Consider the following 17,228-nt stretch of genomic DNA (forward strand, 5'->3'; position numbering starts at 1 on the left):
CAGGCTAGGCCTTCACGACCTGCGGCGGCTTCCAGGAGCCGTCGAGGGCGGCCGGTTCGGGCGCGTACAGCCGCATCGTCACGCCAAGCGGGCCGAGGGGCGCAGGCAGCCAGTTCGGCTGCCGCTCCGGCCCCGGGTTGCCGTGCTGGAGGTAGATGTCGAGCGACCCGTCCTCGTTGTAGTGAAGGTCGTCCCGGTCACCGAGGGCGAACCGGTCGAGCTCGTTGGCCGCCTGGAAGCCCTCCTCGTCGTACATGGTGATGGACCAGAACGCCCCAACGGGAGGGATCTCGTCGACGCTGAAATGGATCCTGTAATCCGTTTCGCCGGTCAACGGCTCGCCGTCGCTGTCGGCGAGCAGCACCGGGTAGATGGCATCCTCGGGCGGATTGGCGCCGAGGCCGGCCATGGTGACCAGCGCCCGCTTGAGGTAGAAGTTGCCGTAAACCCCCATCGTGTCGGTCTGGTACGACCATCCGTTGGCCTGCGAACCCACGCGCGCGAGGAGCGCCGGAAGTGCCGTCAGCGCGTCCGTGAAGCCGGCCTGGATCTCGGCACGCTCCTCCGCGGTGAACCGTTCCGCATCCCAGTGCCCATCGCCGGTGATGCCGAGGTCGCGCAGCCGGAAGAGCTGGGAGTGATCGGTCGCGTGCGGCGGGTTCACGGAAAGCAGGCGAGCGGCGATGTCGAGAAACTCGGCTGCGGTCAGCGCATTCACGAACGCCAGCGCTTCCGTGGCCGGTGTGACGCCCGCGATCCCTTCCGACGGCTCCGTGGCGTCACCAGCCGCCTCGATGTGCAGGCCGTCCTGGAAGCTGTTGGCGGCCTCGTAGTCGGGGGGCCCGTTCGTCTGCACTCGGCCGATCACCCACACGTACGGGGTGGGCGCCTCGATCACGGTGGTGTCGGCGGGCACCCCTCCGTCGTAGCCGGACGGCACGATCAGGAAGCGCTGGGGACCATTGCCGCTGGTTCGCGTGCCGGGATTGGCGAAGACGTCCGTCCACATGTCGAGCATCGGCAGCAGGTAGTACCGATCGCCGACATCCGGAACGCTGATCGACACCGGACCGCCGGTCAGGTCGAGGAAGGCGATCGAGTACAGCGTGTCGAAGTTGGGCCGCACAACAGCGCGGAAGTCAGCGTCCGGATACTGGCGCAGGTGGAAGAACCGGTTGGACGGAGCGCCTGTCGCCCGGTCGCCGGACGGGTCCGGCATCGTCTGCTGGAGCCGCGTCACCTCCATCGTCACCAAAGGGTAGAAGTACACGAATGCTTCCGCCGCCAACGTACGCAGATCCCTGGCCATCACGTTCATCGTCCACTCCGACCGCTCGATGCCTGGACGGTACCGCTCGATCACTTGGCGGCGATAGTAAGGGTCGACCGTAGCCGATCTCCCGGCGTACGGTGAACGCGTTCCGACGGCGAGGTGGTGTCGATGGAGTTCCCCGCGTGGCTGACCGGATGGCTGGCCGGCGACGACTACACGATCGCGCGCGAGATCCTGGAGCGGGGTGTCGCGGCGCTCTACCTGGTCGCCTTCGTATCGGCGGTGAACCAGTTCCCGGCCCTGCTCGGCGAGCACGGCCTCCTGCCGGCGCCTCGGTTCCTCCGTCACCCCTACGCGCGGAAGCAGCCGACGCTTTTCCGGTGGCGGTACTCCGACACGCTGCTGCGAACGGTCGCCTGGACGGGCGCAGCATTGTCGGCGCTCATCCTCGTCGGCGTCGTCCAGCTGGCGCCGAGCTACGTGTTCGTCCCCGTCTTCCTGATCGTCTGGTTCCTCTACCTCTCGATCGTGAACATCGGGCAGACGTTCTACGGCTTCGGCTGGGAGAGCCTGCTGTGCGAGGCCGGCTTCGTCGTCGCCTTCCTCGGGGCGTGGGACACCGCTCCCCCGATCACGATCGTCTTCTTCGTGCGCTGGCTGGTGTTCCGGCTGGAGTTCGGCGCCGGAATGATCAAGATGCGCGGCGACCGATCCTGGCGCGATCTCACCGCGCTGTACTACCACCATGAGACGCAGCCGATGCCGAATCCCCTCAGCCGGACCGCGCACCTCCTGCCCAAGTGGTTCCACCGGGTGGAGGTGCTCGGCAACCATTTCGCCCAGCTGATCGTGCCGTGGTTCCTGTTCGCCCCGCAGCCTGTTGCGAGCATCGCCGCCGTGATCATGATCCTGACGCAGTTGTGGCTGGTCGCCACCGGCAACTTCGCCTGGCTCAACTGGATCACCATCGTGCTCGCCTTCGCGGGGATCAGCGACTCGGTGTTCTCGTGGGTGTTCGGGGGCGTTGAGCTGGGCCGTTTCGGCGCCACGGACGTGCCACTCTGGTTCGCCGCAATCGCCGTCGCCGCAACGGTCTTCCTCGTCATCCTCAGCTGGCCGCCCCTGCGGAACCTGTTCGCCCATCGCCAGCTGATGAATGCGAGCTTCAACCGCTGGCACCTCGTGAACGCCTACGGCGCGTTCGGCAGCGTGACGAAGGAACGGTACGAGGTCGTCGTCGAAGGCACCGCCGACGACCCTTCCGCCCCAGAGGCGCAATGGCGCGAGTACGGCTTCAAAGGCAAACCGGGCGAGGCGGACCGCCTGCCGCGGCAGTTCGCGCCGTACCACCTGCGGCTCGACTGGCTGATGTGGTTCCTCGCGCTCGGCTCCCGCGACTCCCCCTGGTTCGAGGTGTTCCTGCTGCGACTGCTGGAGGCCGACCGGCCGACCCTGAAGCTGCTGCGGCACGACCCGTTCGGCGGCGAGCCACCGCGGGCGATCCGCGCGCGGATGTTCCTCTACCGCTTCGCGACGCACGCCGAGAAGCGCGCGACCGGCGACGTGTGGGTGCGGTCGGAGGTGGGCGACCTGGTGCCGCCGGTGAGCCTGCGCGGCGGTCAGTAGCCCGTGCGCTGCTCCTCCAGCCGTGCAAGGTCGCGCCAGATCAGCAGCTTGAGCCGGGCGGGCTTCTCCCGCTCGTAGTCGTCCTTCAGCGCCTCGGCGCCCGAGAACGCATCGAGGCCGGCCTCGATGGCGCGGCGCACGTCATCCCACGCGTCGACGCGGCCACGCTCGACCAGGGTCTGCAGTTCCTCGTCCGAGTTGGCCTTCGCCCGTAGGGCAGCGGCCAGCGTGATCGCCGCATCCCTCCGCAGCCTCAGGTTGTCGACATCCACCTTGCGGTAGTCGTGCGGGTGCATCGCGTCACCGCCCAGGTTCTCGGCCGCCGCAAGCTCCTCCTCGATGCGACCCGCCGCCACCCCCTGCTCGGAGGCCAGTTCGCGGAGCATCGCCGCCGCTTCCATCGCGTGGAGGGCCGGATCGTACGAGTTGCCGTACTGGATGGTGTCCACCACGATGTGGTTCTTCACCGCCATGCGGGTGGCGTATTCCGCGAGCAGCATGCCCTCCTCGACGGACTGCTCGAGCGTGGGCGCGACCGGCTCCGGAAGGGCGTGCTCGTCGAAGGGACGCGTGCGCGTCGTCTTCTCGACGCCCCTGCGGAACCACTTCGGCCAGCGCATGGAACTCCTCGAACCGGGGCGCCGGAGACGACGCCTCTCCCATTCTGTCCGATCGGCTCGCGCGGGTCAGCGACCTGTGAAGAATGCGTTCGCGCGGCGCGTGTAGAGCAGAACGATGATGAGCAGCGACCAGAGGATCTGGATGACTCCGCCCGCGACCTGCGAGTTGAACAGCAGGAACAGGCCGTTGAAGAGGTCGATGATCATGACGACGGTGACGACGGCCCGTGCTCCCGGGCTGCCACGGAGCAGGCCGCGCGCCACGATGACCACCACGATGCCGAGCAGCAGCGAGATGATCGCGGCCGTCGTGATCCCGCCGAGCGTTGCGGAATTGCCCGCGGCCATCTGGTCGCGCGTCAGCAGGATCACGACCCCGCCGATGATGTTCAGGATGCCGTTGATGTAGGTGAGCACGGCCACGAACGTGACCGATCCGGGACGTGCGGCCATGTCGGCTCCTTCGATTCATGGGCGACCGGTTCACGCGGCGCCGCTTCTCCCGGTAGCTTGGCGGATATGGCCGGTTATCGCTATGAGTTCGAGACGGAACTCTTCCGCTGGGCGTCCCGTCGGGAGCTGTTCGTGTTCGCCCGGCTGCCGCTGGAGGTATCGGAGGAGATCCGTCTTCAGCCGCATCCACCCGCGGGCTTCGACTCCGTGAAGGTGTCCGTGACGCTCGGAGGGTCGCGCTGGTCGACGTCGATCTTCCCCCAGTCCGACGGGACCTACGTCGTCCCGATCAAGAGCGCGGTGCGACGAGCGGAGGGCGTGGAGCTCGGCGACCGGGTGAGGATCGGCGTCGAGACGCTGCTCTGACCGCGTCCGCCGCCGGCTACTTCGCCGCCGACATGATCGTGTTCAGCGCGAGCACGATGACGAGCCCGTTGAAGAAGTAGCTCAGCACCGAATGCCACACGATCGTCCAGCGCATCCGGGTGGTCCGCACCTCCACGTCGGAGGCGGCGAAGGTCGTGCCGAGCGTGTAGGCGAAGTACACGAAGTCGATGAAGCGGGGATGCTCGGTGCCCGGGAAGCGCAGCATGGGCTCGTCGGTCGACCAGAAGCGCTGGTAGTAGATCTGCGCGAATCCCCAGTGGAAGAATCCCCACGCCAGCAGCATCGCCCAAACCCCGACGACGTCCGTGAACGTCCCGACCTCCGGGTCGTTCTGCGGTCCGAGCACTTGGAAGGCGGCGGTGAAGCCGATGAGGCTCGCGAGGATCGTCGCCGTCATCGAGATCACGCGCGCCAGACGCCCGGTCTCCCAGCGCGCCGGGCGGTGACCCGCGACCGACGGCTGCTTCGCGATGCGGCCGAGCACGATCAGCACCACGACCTCGTAAACCGTGCCGATCACGCACCACAGCGCGAGCAGGCTCACGGTCGAGATGTCGTCCTCCGAGAAGACGACCACCCACACGCCGACGACCGTCATCACCAGCTGGGCGGTCACGCTCGCCACGAAACCGACGACCACCGACGGCCGCCGCACGGGCACGGTCTGCGACATACCTGGATGCTAGCGGCGCGCGGCCACCCCGTCGGGGAGGGCAGGATGGGAGTCGTGCAGCCACTACTCGTCGTCGCCGCCGTCATCCGTGACGGCGCGAGGGTCCTCGCCTGCCGCCGCGCGCCCGGGAAGGACGCTGCAGGCCGGTGGGAGTTCCCCGGCGGCAAGGTGGAGCCCGGGGAGACGCCGGAGGACGCGTTGGTGCGGGAGATCGGCGAGGAGCTCGCGGTGCGCATCCACGTCGGCAGGCTGCTCGATCGCACGGTGACTGTGCGCGCGGAGGGTCGGGCGATCGACCTCGCTTGCTACGACGGCCGGCTGGATGGCGGCGCTCCGGTCTCCAGCACCGATCACGACGAACTGCGTTGGGTGCCCTCCGGGCTGCTCGGCGAACTGGAGTGGGCCGAGGCGGACCTGCCCATGGTCCGGATTCTGAGCGCGGCCGCGTCGGCGTCGCCACGTACGGCAGAGAAGGAGGAAGCGTGAAGGCGCTGCACTACGAGCGTTTCGGCGGCCCGGTGACGGTGGCCGAACTCCCGGACCCGGTGGTGCCCGACGGCGGCGCCGTGATCCGCGTCGAGGCTTCCGGCCTCTGCCGCAGTGACTGGCACGCCTGGGCCGGGCACGACGACTCCGTACGGCTGCCACACGTGCCGGGGCACGAATTCGCCGGGGTCGTCGAGGCGGTCGGTCCGGGCGTGACCCGCTGGCGTCAGGGCGACCGCGTGACGGCGCCGTTCGTCAACGGCTGCGGTGAGTGCGAGTGGTGCCGCTCCGGGCAGGCCCAGGTCTGCCCGGAGCAGACGCAGCCCGGATTCACACACTGGGGTTCGCATGCCGAGCTCGTCGCCGTGCGGGCTGCGGACACCAATCTGGTCCGCATCCCCGACGGTTTGGATGCGGACGCCGCCGCGAGCCTCGGCTGCCGGTTCGCGACGGCGTTCCGCGCTGTCACGGCGCGGGCGCGCATCCAGCCCGGCGATTGGCTCGCGGTGTATGGCGCCGGCGGCGTAGGGCTGAGCGCCGTGATGATCGCCTCCGCCTTGGGCGCTCGGGTGGTGGCCGTCGACCGCTCCCCTGCCGCGCTGGAACTGGCCGCGCGCCTCGGCGCGGAGCACACGGTCGCCGCGTCGGCGGACACAGCCGACCAAGTGACCGCGCTAACCGGCGGAGGCGCGCACGCCGCGATCGACGCCGTCGGCTCCCCCGAGACCGCGGCCGCCGCCGTCCGCTCGCTCCGCCGCCGCGGCCGTCACGTGCAGGTCGGGCTGCTCGCCGCTGCCGTCCCCGAGCTGCCCCTCGACCGGGTGATCGGGTGGGAACTGGACGTTCTCGGCAGTCACGGCATGGCCGCCGCGGACTACCCGGCGATGCTCGACCTCGTCGCCGCAGGCCGGCTGAACCCTCGGCAGCTGGTCGGGAGTGCGGTCGGCTTCGCCGAGGCTGCGCGACTGCTGGAGACGGCCGACTCCGCGCCGCCGACCGGGATCGCGGTCCTGCACCCCCAGTCGTAGCGGGTTGGCGGCGACAAGCAGAGCTGAGGCACGTACTAGAGGGGCTGCGCCAGCGCGGCGGTCTCCGGAGGCTCAATCGGCTCCCCTGGCTGACCTGGCGGCACTGACTGCGGCGGAATCGTAGTCGGGGCTTCCGCGGTGGGGCGACCGTAGAGGCGAGGCACGCCTCGCGGCGCCCGCTCTCGCGGTTCGAAACGCGAACACGATGACGGGGATGAGGAAAAGCACGAGCGTCATCAGGGTCGCAGCCCCGATGAAGCGCCACCAGAGCTCGGACCACTGCGCCTGAGGCAGAGCCGGCGGAAGTGTCAGCAGAACCGCCAGCACCCACACGAAGACGAGAGCCATCGCCGCGAACACGCGAGTCGCTTTCGACTTTCCCTGACCGGCGAAACGATGGCCGTAGGTCTGCGTGATCAGCAGCGAGGCGCGCAGGAGCACCACGATCCAGACGAAGAGGAACAGTTGCTCCGACCAGACGAGCGACGCTCCGATGTTCTCCGGCTGAAAGAATCCGCCCCAGATCTTGAGCAGACCGACGACGACGAGCACGACGTTCAAACCGATCGAGGCAGGCAGATACCACTGGTTGGGCCCCTCTTCGAGAGTGGCGTCGAGCACGACGGCCCCCGCGAACGCTGCCGCGAGGAGCAGAGTCAACCAGGCGCGGCCGGCGATATCCGCCTGGTCGCCGAGGATGATGAAGACCGCACCGAGGACGGCCGCGGCGATGAGCATCCCGATGGCCAGCCAGAGCGACAGCGCCCGGGCACGGGCACGCCCTATCCGCATTGCCTTCACCTCAGTCATCTCGGGTCTCCTCATCGCTCGCTAGCCAGTGTTCATATGCAAGGTTCTTCACATCTATTCAGACGGCGCACGCGCACGATCATGACGGAAGCGGTTCGATGCAGTGCCGGGGTCAGTGGCATCCGGCAGGATGAACCCATGCGCATCGCCGACTACCCCCGCCCCGACACGGCCGCCGCACGCGCGGCCCTCGAGATCGCGACGGAGTACCACACGCCGTCGCTGCTGAACCATGTGCAGCGGTCGTGGCTGTGGGCGGAAGGTTTCGCGACTACTCGCGGCCTCGACGCCGACCGCGAGTTGCTCTACGTCTCGGCGATCCTGCACGATCTGGGCATCGCACCCGAGTTCGACAACCACACGCTCGCCTACGAGGATGCCGGCGGGCACGTCGCCGTCGCGCTCACGGCGGGTGCGGGCTGGCCGGCCACGCGACGTGTCCGCGCCCACGAGGTGATCGTGCGGCACAACTGGCCCGAGGTCGATCCGGCGATGGATGCGGAGGGTCACCTTCTCGAGATCGCGACCGCCCTCGACATCGCGGGCGCGCGGGTCGACGAACTGCCGCTCGAGTTCCGGCGAGAGGTGGTCGCGGCGTACCCGCGGTTGGAGCTGGCGGCCGAGTTCGGCGCGTGCGTCGCCGACCAGGCGGAGCGGAAGCCCGACACGTCCGCCCGGCGGCTGGTCGACGGCGGCGTGCAGCGCAAGCTCCGCGACAACCCGCTGGAACGTATCCTCGAAGGGTGAATGCCACCCCCGTCCGGCTCGCCGAGAGCGACTGGCGCGCCCGCGAGCGCGCCCACGTCGCGCGCGCCGACGCCCTGACGGCTGAGCATCGCGAGCGGGCGGCGCGGGGCGAGAAGCACCCCGTGTGGGACTTCCTGTTCACCTACTACTCGTACGCCCCCGCCCAGCTGCGGCGGTGGCATCCTGGCCCCGGTGTCCAACTCGCGGACGCCGCTGAGGATGCCCGGGCCGGCTGGCGCTGGTACGTCGCAGGCTCCGAACCCGGGTCGCTCGTCGTCGACCGGGAGTCGCTCGAGACCGAGAAGGCGTCGCTGCTGCGAGGCGTGGAGCGCATCCTGCGATCCGCCGCAGCGCGCCCCGGGCGTTTCGGCTGCTTCGGGCTGCACGAGTGGGCGATGGTCTACCGGCAGGACGAGCGTCGGCACGCCGTACCCCTGCGCCTCGGCCGGGAGGCGACCGACGCCGTGGTCGAGACGCACGAGCTGCGCTGCACGCACATCGACGCGTTCCGCTTCTTCACGCCGGAGGCGGTTCCGCGCAACCGCTACGCGCCGACCCGCGAGACGCAGCCGGACCTCGAACAGCCCGGTTGCCTGCACGCCGGCATGGATGTGTACAAGTGGGCGATGAAGCTCGGCCCGCTCGTCCCCGGCGAACTGCTCCTCGACGCGTTCGAGCTGGCCCGCGACATCCGGCTGCTCGACATGCAGGCCTCTCCCTACGACATGCGCGACTGGGGCGCCGATCCCGTCGCCATCGAGACACCGGAGGGCAAAGCCGAGTACGTGCGGCGGCAGCGGGCGTTCGCGGAACGGTCGAACCGGCTGCGTGCGCGCATCCTGGAAGCCTGGCCCGGCGAGCCGGCCGCCGCGGCCTGAGCGCTCAGCCGGTCGGCTTCGGCGTCGGCGTGGCGCTGGGCGTCGAGCCGCCGGGGCTCGGTGTCGGGCTGCCCTTCGCCTTGGAGCCGTTGCTCACCGTCAACGTCACGGACTCGCCGTCGCTGAGGGACGCCCCCGCCGCGGGGTCGCTCGCAGCGACCGTCCCGGCCGGCTGATCGCTGTCGACCGGCGTCGGGTCGACGCTCACGTCGAGGCCGAGCCCGTCCAGCAGCTTCATGGACACATCCACCGCCTTGCCGGTCACATCCGGCATCGTGATCTGGTCGCCATACAGCACGGCATCCGTCGGCTCGGTGAAGTCGGTGCCGCCATAGGTCGCATTCAGCGCCTTCAGGATGGGCTTGGCGATCGAGAACTTGACGTTGCCGCCGCCTACGCCGTCGAAGTAGAGCGACCGCAGCGGGGTCGACCCCGAGACGTTGCCCACCCAGGTCGCCGTCGCGACCTTCGTGGTCGAGGTGATCAGCCAGTTCTCCAGCGAGTTGTCGGTCGTTCCCGTCTTCGCCATGATCGGGATGTCGTCGTAGGGGTTGGCGCTCGCGGCGGTTCCGCCGCCCCTGATGACGCCCTCCAGCGCGTAAGTGACACCCGCCGCGATCTCCGGCTTGAGGCCCTGCGTGCAGGTTGTCTTGCTCACCTTGTGCTCGGTGCCGTCGGCGTTCACGACCCGGTCGATCGCGACCGGCGTGCAGACTGTGCCGTTGTTCGCGATGCCCGCATACGCGGTCGCCATGGTCAGCGGCGAGATGTAGTTGGTGCCGAGGATCATCGAGGGCGTCTGCACCCACGGGTTGCTGGACGAGGCGGGATGCACGCCCAGCCCCTTGGCCGCATCCAGGATCGAGCAGAGGTCGACCTTCGTGCCCATCTCGGCGAAGGCGGTGTTGACGGACTCCGCCGTCGCGGACATCACCGACAGCCGGCTCGCCGACCCTTCGTCGTTGGTGACCGGCCACGCCGGCCCGTCGATGTTCGCGCAGGTGTTGGTGAAGTCGGAGGTCGGGAACAGGTGCTGCGACGCGTTCACCCTCTCGTACAGGCTGTGGCCCGCCTCCAGCCACGCGGCGAGGTCGAACGCCTTGAAGGTCGACCCGGTCTGGAAGCCCTGCGAGCCGCCGTAGTCCTCGTCCGTGTTGTAGTTCACCGCGGTCGTGCCGTCGATGGGCGTGTCCGTGTTGTTGAAGGTGCGGTTCTGCACCATCGTGACGATGCGGCCGGTGCCGAGCTCCAGAGCGACGTTCGACGCCCCGAGGTCGATGCCGGGACGCGACGCGGGGATGTACTTGTTCAGCGACGCCTGCGCGACCTGCTGCAGGTCGAGGTTGAGGGTCGTGTAGATCTTCAGACCGCCGCGGTTGAGCGTCTGCCAGCGCTCGTCCGCCGTTGCGCCGTACGCGGGGTCGTTGAGGATGACGTCGCGCACGTAGTCGCAGAAGAACGCGGCGTTGACCGCCTGCGCGGCCGCGCATCCCTGGGTCGTCGGGGTGATCGTGGGCTGGATGGGCGTCGCGATCGCCGCATCCCGCTGCTGCTTCGTGATCGTGTGCGTGATGTACATGCGGCTCAGCACGTAGTCACGCCGTTCCTTGGTCAGCTTGTAGCCGTTCGCCGCGCCGTTGTCCTTGTTGTCCGGCTCGTCGATGCGCAGGTTGGCCGGGTTGTTCAGGATGGCGGCGAGCGTCGCCGCTTGGGCCAGATCCAGCTTGTCGGCCGTGCTGCCGAAGTAGTACTGGGCGGCGGCCTGCACACCGTAGACCTGGCCGCCGAAACCCACGACGTTGAGGTAACCGGTCAGGATGTCCTTCTTGCTGTAGGTCTTCTCCACCTCGACCGCATAGCGCATCTCATGCACCTTGCGCTGCAGGGTGACGCCGGCCGCATCCGCGTAGCAGGCCTGCACCTTCTTCTGGCTGGTGAGGGCCTCGCACTTCTCGACCTCGACGTTCTTCACGTACTGCTGCGTGATCGACGAGCCACCCTGCACGTCCCCGCCCGCGACCGTGGACACGGCGCCGCGGAGGGTGCCCCAGATGTCGACGGCGCCCTCGGTGTAGAAGCGCGGGTCCTCGGCGGAGACGGTCGCATCCTTCATCGTCTGGGCGATCTGGTCCCAGCTGACGTCCTGCCGGTTCTGGGCGAAGAAGGTGGCGATCGGCACATCCTGTCCGCCCTGCTTGGCGTACACGGTCGAATTCTGGGCGAACTGCTGGATGTGCAGGTTGGCCGGCAGCGCGTTGAAGTCGTTCACCCCGGCGGCCGCCGTGACGCCGACGCCCAGGAACCCGGGCAGCAGGAACAGCGAGCTCAGGACGGCGGCGACCAGCGCCAGCCCGAAGAACTGGGCGAAGATGCCGCCACGAGTGCGGGCGGGCTTCAGCTCGAAGCGCTTGACGGGCTCCAGCCGCTCGTCGAGGGCGGCCAGGCGGGGATTGCGGGGTCGGTCGGAAGCGGGCACGCCCTCCAGGCAACCAGGGCACCCTGGGTGAGTCCAGGGGGTCTCGTGTGCGTCGGTGTGGAGATGTTCAGGATGCGTACGCCTGCGTCGTGCGCTGGGCGGGCGTCTAGTGGTCGCAACACGCCGTTACGCCAGGTGGCCAGACGGCGTGTTGGTTACGCCGCGATCGGGAGGGACACCGCAGCGGCGGCGGTGATCCGCAGCTCGCCGGCGTCGGCATCCACCACCACGCGGCCGCCCTCGGTGAGCTCGCCGCTCACCATCAGCTCCGCGATGCGGTCGTCCACCTCGCGCTGGATGACCCGGCGCAGCGGACGGGCACCGTACTCCGGCTCGTAGCCGGTGTCCGCGACCCAGGCGACCGCCGCATCCGTCACCTCGAAGGCGATGTCGCGGGTGGCCAGCCGGGAGGCGGTCGCGTTCAGCAGCAGGCGGACGATGTCGCGCAGCTGCTCCGCATCCAGCTTCCGGAACAGCACGATCTCGTCGATGCGGTTCAGGAACTCCGGACGCATCGCCTCACGCAGCTTGCCCATGACGCGGTCGCGGATGTCCTTCTCCGAGAAGAAGCCGTCCGAACCGGCCGGGACGAATCCCAGAGCACCGCTGCGCGACGCCAGGAATTCGGACCCCAGGTTCGAGGTCATGATGACGACCGTGTTGCGGAAGTCGACCGTCCGGCCCTGGCCGTCGGTCAGGCGACCGTCGTCGAGCACCTGCAGCAGGAGGTTGAACACGTCGGGGTGGGCCTTCTCGATCTCGTCGAACAGGATCACCGAGTACGGGTTGCGGCGCACGCGCTCGGTCAGCTGGCCCGCCTCGTCGTAGCCGACGTATCCGGGAGGGGCACCGACTAGTCGCGCGACCGTGTGACGCTCGCCGAACTCGCTCATGTCAAACCGCAGCATGGCCTTCTCCGAGCCGAAGAGCGAGGTCGCGAGGGACTTCGCCAGCTCGGTCTTGCCCACGCCCGTCGGGCCGAGGAAGAGGAAGCTTCCGACCGGGCGACCCTCGTCGCCGAGGCCGGTGCGGTTGCGGCGGACGGCCTTCGCCACCGCGACGACCGCGTCGTCCTGGCCGATCACCCGCTCGTGCAGCTCCGACTCGAGGCGCGCGAGGCGCTCACGGTCGGCCTGACCCACGCGGGAGACCGGGATGCCGGTCGCACGCGACACGATCGCGGCGATCTCTGGCTCGCCGACCACCGCATCCACTCGGGGTGCGCTGCTCAGCTCGTCCAGCGAACGCTGCACGCTCTCCATCTCGTCGCGGAGGCGCGACGCCTCCTCGTAGTGCTCGGCGGCCACGGCGGAGTTCTTCTCGGACTCCAGGGTCGCCAGGCGCTCCATGAGGGCGGAGGTGTCGACCCGCTTGCCGAGCGACAGGCGCAGGCGCGCGCCGGCCTGGTCGATCAGGTCGATGGCCTTGTCGGGCAGGAAGCGGTCCGAGATGTAGCGGTCGGACAGCTCCACGGCGGCGCGGATGGCGTCCTCCGTGTACTGCACGCCGTGGTGCTCCTCGTACGCGCCGCGGAGGCCGTCGAGGATGAGCACGGCGTCGTCCACGGACGGCTCGCCCACCGTCACGGGCTGGAAACGGCGCTCCAGCGCCGGGTCCTTCTCGATGCGGCGGTACTCCTTGAGCGTCGTCGCGCCGACCAGGTGGAGGTCGCCGCGGGCAAGGCGCGGCTTGAGGATGTTGCCGGCGTCCATACCGCCGGACTCGCCGGACCCTCCGGCGCCGACCACGGTGTGCAGCTCGTCGATGAACACGATCAACTCGTCCTTGCCGGCGCTGATCTCATCCATGAGCGAAGTGAGACGCTCTTCGAAGTCGCCGCGGTACCGGGTCCCTGCGACCATCCCCGCGAGGTCGAGGGAGACGACCTTCTTGTCCTGCAACTGCTCGGGCACGTCGCCCGCCACGATCGCGCGGGCCAGGCCCTCGACGATCGCGGTCTTGCCGACGCCGGCCTCGCCCACCAGGACAGGGTTGTTCTTGGTGCGGCGGGAGAGGATCTCGACCGTCTGGTCGATCTCATCCAGTCGACCGATGACCGGGTCGAGCCGTCCCTCGCGGGCCAGCTCGGTCAGGTCGGTACCGAACTGGTCGAGCATCGGGGTCTCGGAGGTGGATGCGGCCGGCTGGCCGGCGCTCTCGCTCCCACCCACGGTGGCACTCTGGCGCATCGCGTCGGTGAGCGACTCCGGGGTAACGCCCGCGGCCTGCAGCACGCGCCCGGCAGGCGCGTCGCGGCCGATCACGAGCGCGAAGAAGAGGTGCTCGGGGTCGATGTAGGTCGAGCCGGACGCCTGCGCCACCTGGTACGCGTGGAACAGGGCGCGCTGCAGGGGGCCGGTGATGGATGCGCCGTCGGCGTGGATCTCGTCGCCCGCGGCAGGCAGACGCTGCTCGGCGGCCTCGGCGACCCGCTCGGGGTCGACGCCGATGCGGCGCATGGCGTCGGACGCCGGCTCCTGCACCGCCATCACGCGGAGGACGTGGAGCGCGTCGAGCTCGCTGTGGCCGTGCTCCAGGGCGAAGCGGCCGGCCTCGGCCAGCAGCTCCTGGGTGCGCCGGCTGAGGAAGCGGCTGATGTCGATCGAGCGCGCATTCCGCGCGCGCTCGCCCGCAAGGTACCGCGCGAGGAACTCGTCGAACGAGTTCGCGTTGTCACCGTCGGGAGTGAAGTTCTCAGGCACGTGTTCTCCTGTTTCTCAAAGTTGAGCCTTGTGCACTCAAGTCCAACGCAGGAGGGGCGTGAATATTCCGGGGTGCGGGAACGGTTTCAGCGGTCCTGTATTCAGGACTCTGGCGCGCAGTGGTGCAGCCATGTCCTGAAAACAGGCATAGCGGAAGGTGCGACGCTGAAACTCCTGAATACAGGACTCTAGAGAGCGTGGGACGACCAAGGTCCTGAAAACAGGGGCCGGCAGCCGGACCCGGCGCGTATCGAAGGAGAACTGCCGTCAAATCTCCGTCACACCGCGGTGGTGAAGGAGATCCGGCAGCTCAGCGGCCGGATCTCCTTCGATAGCGGGGGCGCGGGAACGGTTACGGGAGGGCGGCGCCGCTCACTCCCCCGCGTCGAGCGCGTCCAGCGCCGCCACATCCTCCGGCGACAGCTCGAAGTCGACGTCGGCGTTCTCGACGATGCGGTTCGGCGTGGTCGACTTCGGCAGCGGCAGGATGTCCTTCTGCAGCAGGTAGCGGATGCTCACCTGGGCGACCGATTTGCCGTACTTCTCGGCGATCGAAGCGATGTTCTCGTTCTCGAGCAGGCGGCCGGTGGCGAGCGGCGAGTAGCCCTCCACGAGGATTCCGCGCTCGCGGCAGTAGGCGGTGGTCTCCGGCTGGGTGTTGCCGACGAACCAGCGGATCTGGTTCGCGTGCGGCTCGACCTCGGTCGCTCCGATGAGCGACTCCAGGTCGGCCACCTCGAAGTTGCTCACGCCGATCGCGCGGGTGCGTCCAGCCTCGTAGAGCTCCTCGAAGACCTTCCACACCTCGATGTTGCCGGCGCGGTGGTCGCTGCCGATCGCGTTCCACGGCCACGGCGCGTGGATGAGGTAGAGGTCGATCGGGCCGAGGTCGAGCAGCGCGGTCGACCGCTCGAAGGCGTGGCGGGCGCCGTCCGCATCCTTCACCTCGGCCGGGCACTTGGTCGTGATGAAGATCTCTTCTCGCGGGATGCCGCTGTCGCGCACCGCCCGCCCGACGCTCTCCTCGTTGCCGTACGCGCGCGCCGTGTCGATGTGCCGGTACCCGGCGTCGAGCGCGGTGCGCACGGAGTCGTAGGTCTGCGGGCCGTCGGGGATCTGCCACGTCCCGAACCCGATCTTGGGGATGGTGACGCCGTTGGAGAGGCTGAAGGTATCGGTCAGTGCGGGCATGGGGGCTCCTATCGAACGGATGCGGTGCCGCACACTGTAGTCCCGTCCCGCATCAGTCAACCGGCTCCGGCCGCTCGTTCCGGAGGTGCTCGTAGACCACCGAGGTGCGCACGTCGGCGATCTCGCGGCGCTGCGTCAGCCGGTCGATCACGAAGGCGTACAGGCTCTCGTTGTCGGCGACGGCCACGTGGATGATGAAGTCCTCGTTGCCGCTGGTCACGAACACGCCGAGCGTCTCGGGAAGCGAGGCGACCCAGTCGCGGAACCCCTCGATCACCGGACGCGACGGCGGCCGCACGCGCACGGCGATGAGCGCCTGCACAGGCCGGCCGATCGCTGCGAGGTCGACATCGAGCACGGCGCCGCGGATGATGCCGCGGCGACGAAGCGCCCGCGTGCGTTCCAGCGCCGTGCTCGGCGAGACGCCGACGGCGGCCGCGATGTCGCGATTGCTCCGCCGCGCATCCGACTGCAGTTCCCGCAGGATAGCCCGATCAAGTTCGTCCATGCGCCCCAGATTAGCGTCCTGGCCGAACGATATTCGGAGGCAGCCCGAAAGGCGCGCGAGTTGTGTAGATTCGGCGGCGATCAACCGAACGAAAGGACAGCGGTATGACCAGCACCGTCGGATTCCACCCCGATGAGATCGACACAGCCGCGCCGACTCGCGCCGCCCGCCTGAAGTGGGTGGTCGTGGTGGAGGAGACGCTGCCGGCGGGTATCGCCGCCAACGCCGCGATCTGCACGGCCGCCGCCACGGCGGCACAGGTCGACGGCCTCCTCGGAGCGGAGGCGGTGGACGGGGACGGCCGCGTGCATCCCGGGCTGCCGTGGGCGGGATGCTCGGTGCTGCGCGCGACGGGTGATCAGCTGGCCGCGATCCGCGCCAAAGCCGGCGCTGCCGAGGACGTCTTCGTCGCCGACATGCCGGCGGCCGCGCAGTCGACACGCGTGTACGACGAGTACCTGGAGTCGGTCGCGGCCTCACCCACCGATGCGCTCTCCTACTACGCCGTCAGCGTGGTCGGCCCACGCAACCGCGTCGACAAGATCGTCGGACGGCTCGCGCTGCTCTGATCGCCGGTGGCGCGACACTTCCCTACGGCGGCACCGTGTCGGTGGCCCTCGCTAGCGTCGAGGCATGGAGATCGTTCTTGTTCCCGGATTCTGGCTCACCGCCGACGCATGGCGGGAGGTCGCGCCCGTCATCGAGAAGGCGGGTCATCGTGCCCACCCGCTGACGCTGCCGGGTATGGAGTCGCGCGAATCGGACCGTCGTGCGATCGGCGTGCGAGAACACGTGGAGGCGATCGTGCGCAGCATCGACGAGGTCGGAGACCCGTCGGCCCGCGATGTCGTGCTGGTCGGGCACTCGGGCGGCGGTCCGCTCTCGTACGCCGCTGTCGCGGAGAGACCCGACCGGATCGCCCGCGTCGTCTATGTGGACTCGTGGCCTCTGAGCCCCGACGGGGTCGTCGCCGCCGATCTGACGCCTGTCGACGGCGAGGTCCCGTTGCCGGAGTGGGATGACTTCGAGGATGCGGACCTCGTCGACCTGACGGACGAGCAGCGGGCAGCGTTCCGCGAGATCGCAGTGCCCTCACCCGGCGCCGTCGTGACCGGGCCGATCGAACTGAAGGACGACGACCGTCGCCGGGCGGTTCCCGCGACCGTCGTCGCCTGCGAGTTCACGCCCGCCGACCTGCGCACCTGGATCGACGGTGGCTCACCGGTCTTCGCCGAACTCGGCACGCTCGAGCGATGGGATGTGGTGGAGCTGTCGACCGGTCACTGGCCGATGTTCACCCGTCCGGCCGAACTCGGAGCGCTGCTGGTGCAACTGGCAGAGCGCTGACGGAAGCGACCCGGCGCCATCCA

17 protein-coding genes are annotated in these 17,228 nt (G+C 69.0%); 8 read left to right on the plus strand and 9 right to left on the minus strand.

The features are described from left to right. Nucleotides 1-4: 4 nt before the first annotated feature. On the minus strand, nucleotides 5-1,363 hold the full coding sequence (locus AB4Z18_RS11900; RefSeq protein WP_441782886.1) for a DUF1254 domain-containing protein: 1,359 nt from the start codon (nucleotides 1,361-1,363) through the stop codon (nucleotides 5-7). 78 nt (nucleotides 1,364-1,441) lie between these two features. Between AB4Z18_RS11900 and AB4Z18_RS11905 the strand changes: the two genes are divergently transcribed. Continuing rightward, entirely contained in the window at nucleotides 1,442-2,899 is a 1,458-nt protein-coding gene (locus tag AB4Z18_RS11905) for a lipase maturation factor family protein (protein WP_441782887.1), read from the plus strand. Here the strand turns inward: AB4Z18_RS11905 and AB4Z18_RS11910 are convergent. Next, nucleotides 2,893-3,519 carry a hypothetical protein gene (locus AB4Z18_RS11910; RefSeq protein WP_441782888.1) on the minus strand — a complete coding sequence of 209 codons (627 nt, stop codon included), beginning with the start codon at nucleotides 3,517-3,519 and terminating at the stop codon, nucleotides 2,893-2,895. The genes AB4Z18_RS11905 and AB4Z18_RS11910 overlap by 7 nt on opposite strands. A gap of 66 nt (nucleotides 3,520-3,585) precedes the next feature. Continuing rightward, the gene (locus AB4Z18_RS11915) at nucleotides 3,586-3,972 is read right to left on the minus strand and encodes a DUF7144 family membrane protein (protein WP_441782889.1); all 387 of its coding nucleotides are present in this window, start codon (nucleotides 3,970-3,972) and stop codon (nucleotides 3,586-3,588) included. A gap of 66 nt (nucleotides 3,973-4,038) precedes the next feature. On the opposite strand from AB4Z18_RS11915, the gene AB4Z18_RS11920 reads away from it, so the two are divergent. Beyond that, nucleotides 4,039-4,338, plus strand: coding sequence for a DUF1905 domain-containing protein (locus AB4Z18_RS11920; protein WP_441782890.1), 300 nt, complete (start codon nucleotides 4,039-4,041; stop codon nucleotides 4,336-4,338). A gap of 16 nt (nucleotides 4,339-4,354) precedes the next feature. On the opposite strand, the gene AB4Z18_RS11925 is transcribed toward AB4Z18_RS11920, so the two are convergent. Beyond that, entirely contained in the window at nucleotides 4,355-5,032 is a 678-nt protein-coding gene (locus tag AB4Z18_RS11925) for a DUF1345 domain-containing protein (protein WP_441782891.1), read from the minus strand. Between the two features lie 45 nt (nucleotides 5,033-5,077). Between AB4Z18_RS11925 and AB4Z18_RS11930 the strand changes: the two genes are divergently transcribed. Both AB4Z18_RS11930 and AB4Z18_RS11935 read left to right on the plus strand, forming a co-directional pair. Further along, nucleotides 5,078-5,518: a (deoxy)nucleoside triphosphate pyrophosphohydrolase gene (locus AB4Z18_RS11930; RefSeq protein ID WP_441782892.1), complete on the plus strand. Its 441-nt coding sequence runs from the start codon at nucleotides 5,078-5,080 to the stop codon at nucleotides 5,516-5,518. Continuing rightward, the gene (locus AB4Z18_RS11935) at nucleotides 5,515-6,546 is read left to right on the plus strand and encodes a zinc-dependent alcohol dehydrogenase family protein (RefSeq protein WP_441782893.1); all 1,032 of its coding nucleotides are present in this window, start codon (nucleotides 5,515-5,517) and stop codon (nucleotides 6,544-6,546) included. The genes AB4Z18_RS11930 and AB4Z18_RS11935 overlap by 4 nt, the downstream gene beginning before the upstream one ends. A 72-nt stretch (nucleotides 6,547-6,618) precedes the next feature. On the opposite strand, the gene AB4Z18_RS11940 is transcribed toward AB4Z18_RS11935, so the two are convergent. Further along, entirely contained in the window at nucleotides 6,619-7,356 is a 738-nt protein-coding gene (locus tag AB4Z18_RS11940) for a hypothetical protein (RefSeq protein ID WP_441782894.1), read from the minus strand. A 138-nt stretch (nucleotides 7,357-7,494) separates the two neighbouring features. Here AB4Z18_RS11940 and AB4Z18_RS11945 point away from each other — a divergent pair, with 138 nt between their 5' ends. After that, a complete protein-coding gene (locus AB4Z18_RS11945) occupies nucleotides 7,495-8,103 on the plus strand; it encodes a cyanamide hydratase (protein WP_441782895.1) in 609 nt (202 codons plus the stop codon). After that, complete coding sequence (locus AB4Z18_RS11950; RefSeq protein WP_441782896.1) at nucleotides 8,100-8,981, plus strand: 3-methyladenine DNA glycosylase; 882 nt, start codon at nucleotides 8,100-8,102, stop codon at nucleotides 8,979-8,981. Before AB4Z18_RS11945 ends, AB4Z18_RS11950 begins: the two co-directional genes overlap by 4 nt. 4 nt (nucleotides 8,982-8,985) lie before the next feature. Here the strand turns inward: AB4Z18_RS11950 and AB4Z18_RS11955 are convergent, their stop codons facing one another. From AB4Z18_RS11955 to AB4Z18_RS11970, 4 genes are all read right to left on the minus strand, one after another. After that, nucleotides 8,986-11,457, minus strand: a complete 2,472-nt coding sequence (locus AB4Z18_RS11955; protein ID WP_441782897.1) for a transglycosylase domain-containing protein — start codon at nucleotides 11,455-11,457, stop codon at nucleotides 8,986-8,988. A gap of 155 nt (nucleotides 11,458-11,612) precedes the next feature. Next, complete coding sequence (locus tag AB4Z18_RS11960) at nucleotides 11,613-14,159, minus strand: ATP-dependent Clp protease ATP-binding subunit (RefSeq protein WP_441782898.1); 2,547 nt, start codon at nucleotides 14,157-14,159, stop codon at nucleotides 11,613-11,615. Nucleotides 14,160-14,531: 372 nt separating this feature from the next. After that, nucleotides 14,532-15,350 (minus strand): aldo/keto reductase, encoded by an 819-nt coding sequence (locus AB4Z18_RS11965; protein ID WP_441782899.1) that lies wholly within the window; start codon nucleotides 15,348-15,350, stop codon nucleotides 14,532-14,534. 52 nt (nucleotides 15,351-15,402) lie between these two features. Beyond that, nucleotides 15,403-15,858, minus strand: coding sequence for an Lrp/AsnC family transcriptional regulator (locus AB4Z18_RS11970; protein ID WP_441782900.1), 456 nt, complete (start codon nucleotides 15,856-15,858; stop codon nucleotides 15,403-15,405). A gap of 104 nt (nucleotides 15,859-15,962) precedes the next feature. Here AB4Z18_RS11970 and AB4Z18_RS11975 point away from each other — a divergent pair, with 104 nt between their 5' ends. Continuing rightward, entirely contained in the window at nucleotides 15,963-16,427 is a 465-nt protein-coding gene (locus tag AB4Z18_RS11975) for a DUF2000 domain-containing protein (RefSeq protein WP_441782901.1), read from the plus strand. A 64-nt stretch (nucleotides 16,428-16,491) separates the two neighbouring features. Beyond that, a complete protein-coding gene (locus AB4Z18_RS11980) occupies nucleotides 16,492-17,205 on the plus strand; it encodes an alpha/beta fold hydrolase (RefSeq protein WP_441782902.1) in 714 nt (237 codons plus the stop codon). Nucleotides 17,206-17,228: the final 23 nt, after the last annotated feature.

The sequence above is a fragment of the Leifsonia sp. 2TAF2 genome, assembly GCF_052115085.1.
Taxonomy (GTDB): Bacteria; Actinomycetota; Actinomycetes; order Actinomycetales; family Microbacteriaceae; genus Leifsonia.

What these genes read in the sequence shown, in the direction of transcription:
- AB4Z18_RS11920 (WP_441782890.1), top strand. Translation starts at nt 4,039, where the DNA reads ATGGCCGGTTATCGCTATGAGTTCGAGACGGAACTCTTCCGCTGGGCG.
- AB4Z18_RS11915 (WP_441782889.1), bottom strand. Translation starts at nt 3,972, where the DNA reads ATGGCCGCACGTCCCGGATCGGTCACGTTCGTGGCCGTGCTCACCTAC.
- AB4Z18_RS11905 (WP_441782887.1), top strand. Translation starts at nt 1,442, where the DNA reads ATGGAGTTCCCCGCGTGGCTGACCGGATGGCTGGCCGGCGACGACTAC.
- AB4Z18_RS11910 (WP_441782888.1), bottom strand. Translation starts at nt 3,519, where the DNA reads ATGCGCTGGCCGAAGTGGTTCCGCAGGGGCGTCGAGAAGACGACGCGC.
- AB4Z18_RS11940 (WP_441782894.1), bottom strand. Translation starts at nt 7,356, where the DNA reads ATGACTGAGGTGAAGGCAATGCGGATAGGGCGTGCCCGTGCCCGGGCG.
- AB4Z18_RS11970 (WP_441782900.1), bottom strand. Translation starts at nt 15,858, where the DNA reads ATGGACGAACTTGATCGGGCTATCCTGCGGGAACTGCAGTCGGATGCG.
- AB4Z18_RS11965 (WP_441782899.1), bottom strand. Translation starts at nt 15,350, where the DNA reads ATGCCCGCACTGACCGATACCTTCAGCCTCTCCAACGGCGTCACCATC.
- AB4Z18_RS11975 (WP_441782901.1), top strand. Translation starts at nt 15,963, where the DNA reads ATGACCAGCACCGTCGGATTCCACCCCGATGAGATCGACACAGCCGCG.
- AB4Z18_RS11980 (WP_441782902.1), top strand. Translation starts at nt 16,492, where the DNA reads ATGGAGATCGTTCTTGTTCCCGGATTCTGGCTCACCGCCGACGCATGG.
- AB4Z18_RS11930 (WP_441782892.1), top strand. Translation starts at nt 5,078, where the DNA reads ATGGGAGTCGTGCAGCCACTACTCGTCGTCGCCGCCGTCATCCGTGAC.
- AB4Z18_RS11945 (WP_441782895.1), top strand. Translation starts at nt 7,495, where the DNA reads ATGCGCATCGCCGACTACCCCCGCCCCGACACGGCCGCCGCACGCGCG.
- AB4Z18_RS11925 (WP_441782891.1), bottom strand. Translation starts at nt 5,032, where the DNA reads ATGTCGCAGACCGTGCCCGTGCGGCGGCCGTCGGTGGTCGTCGGTTTC.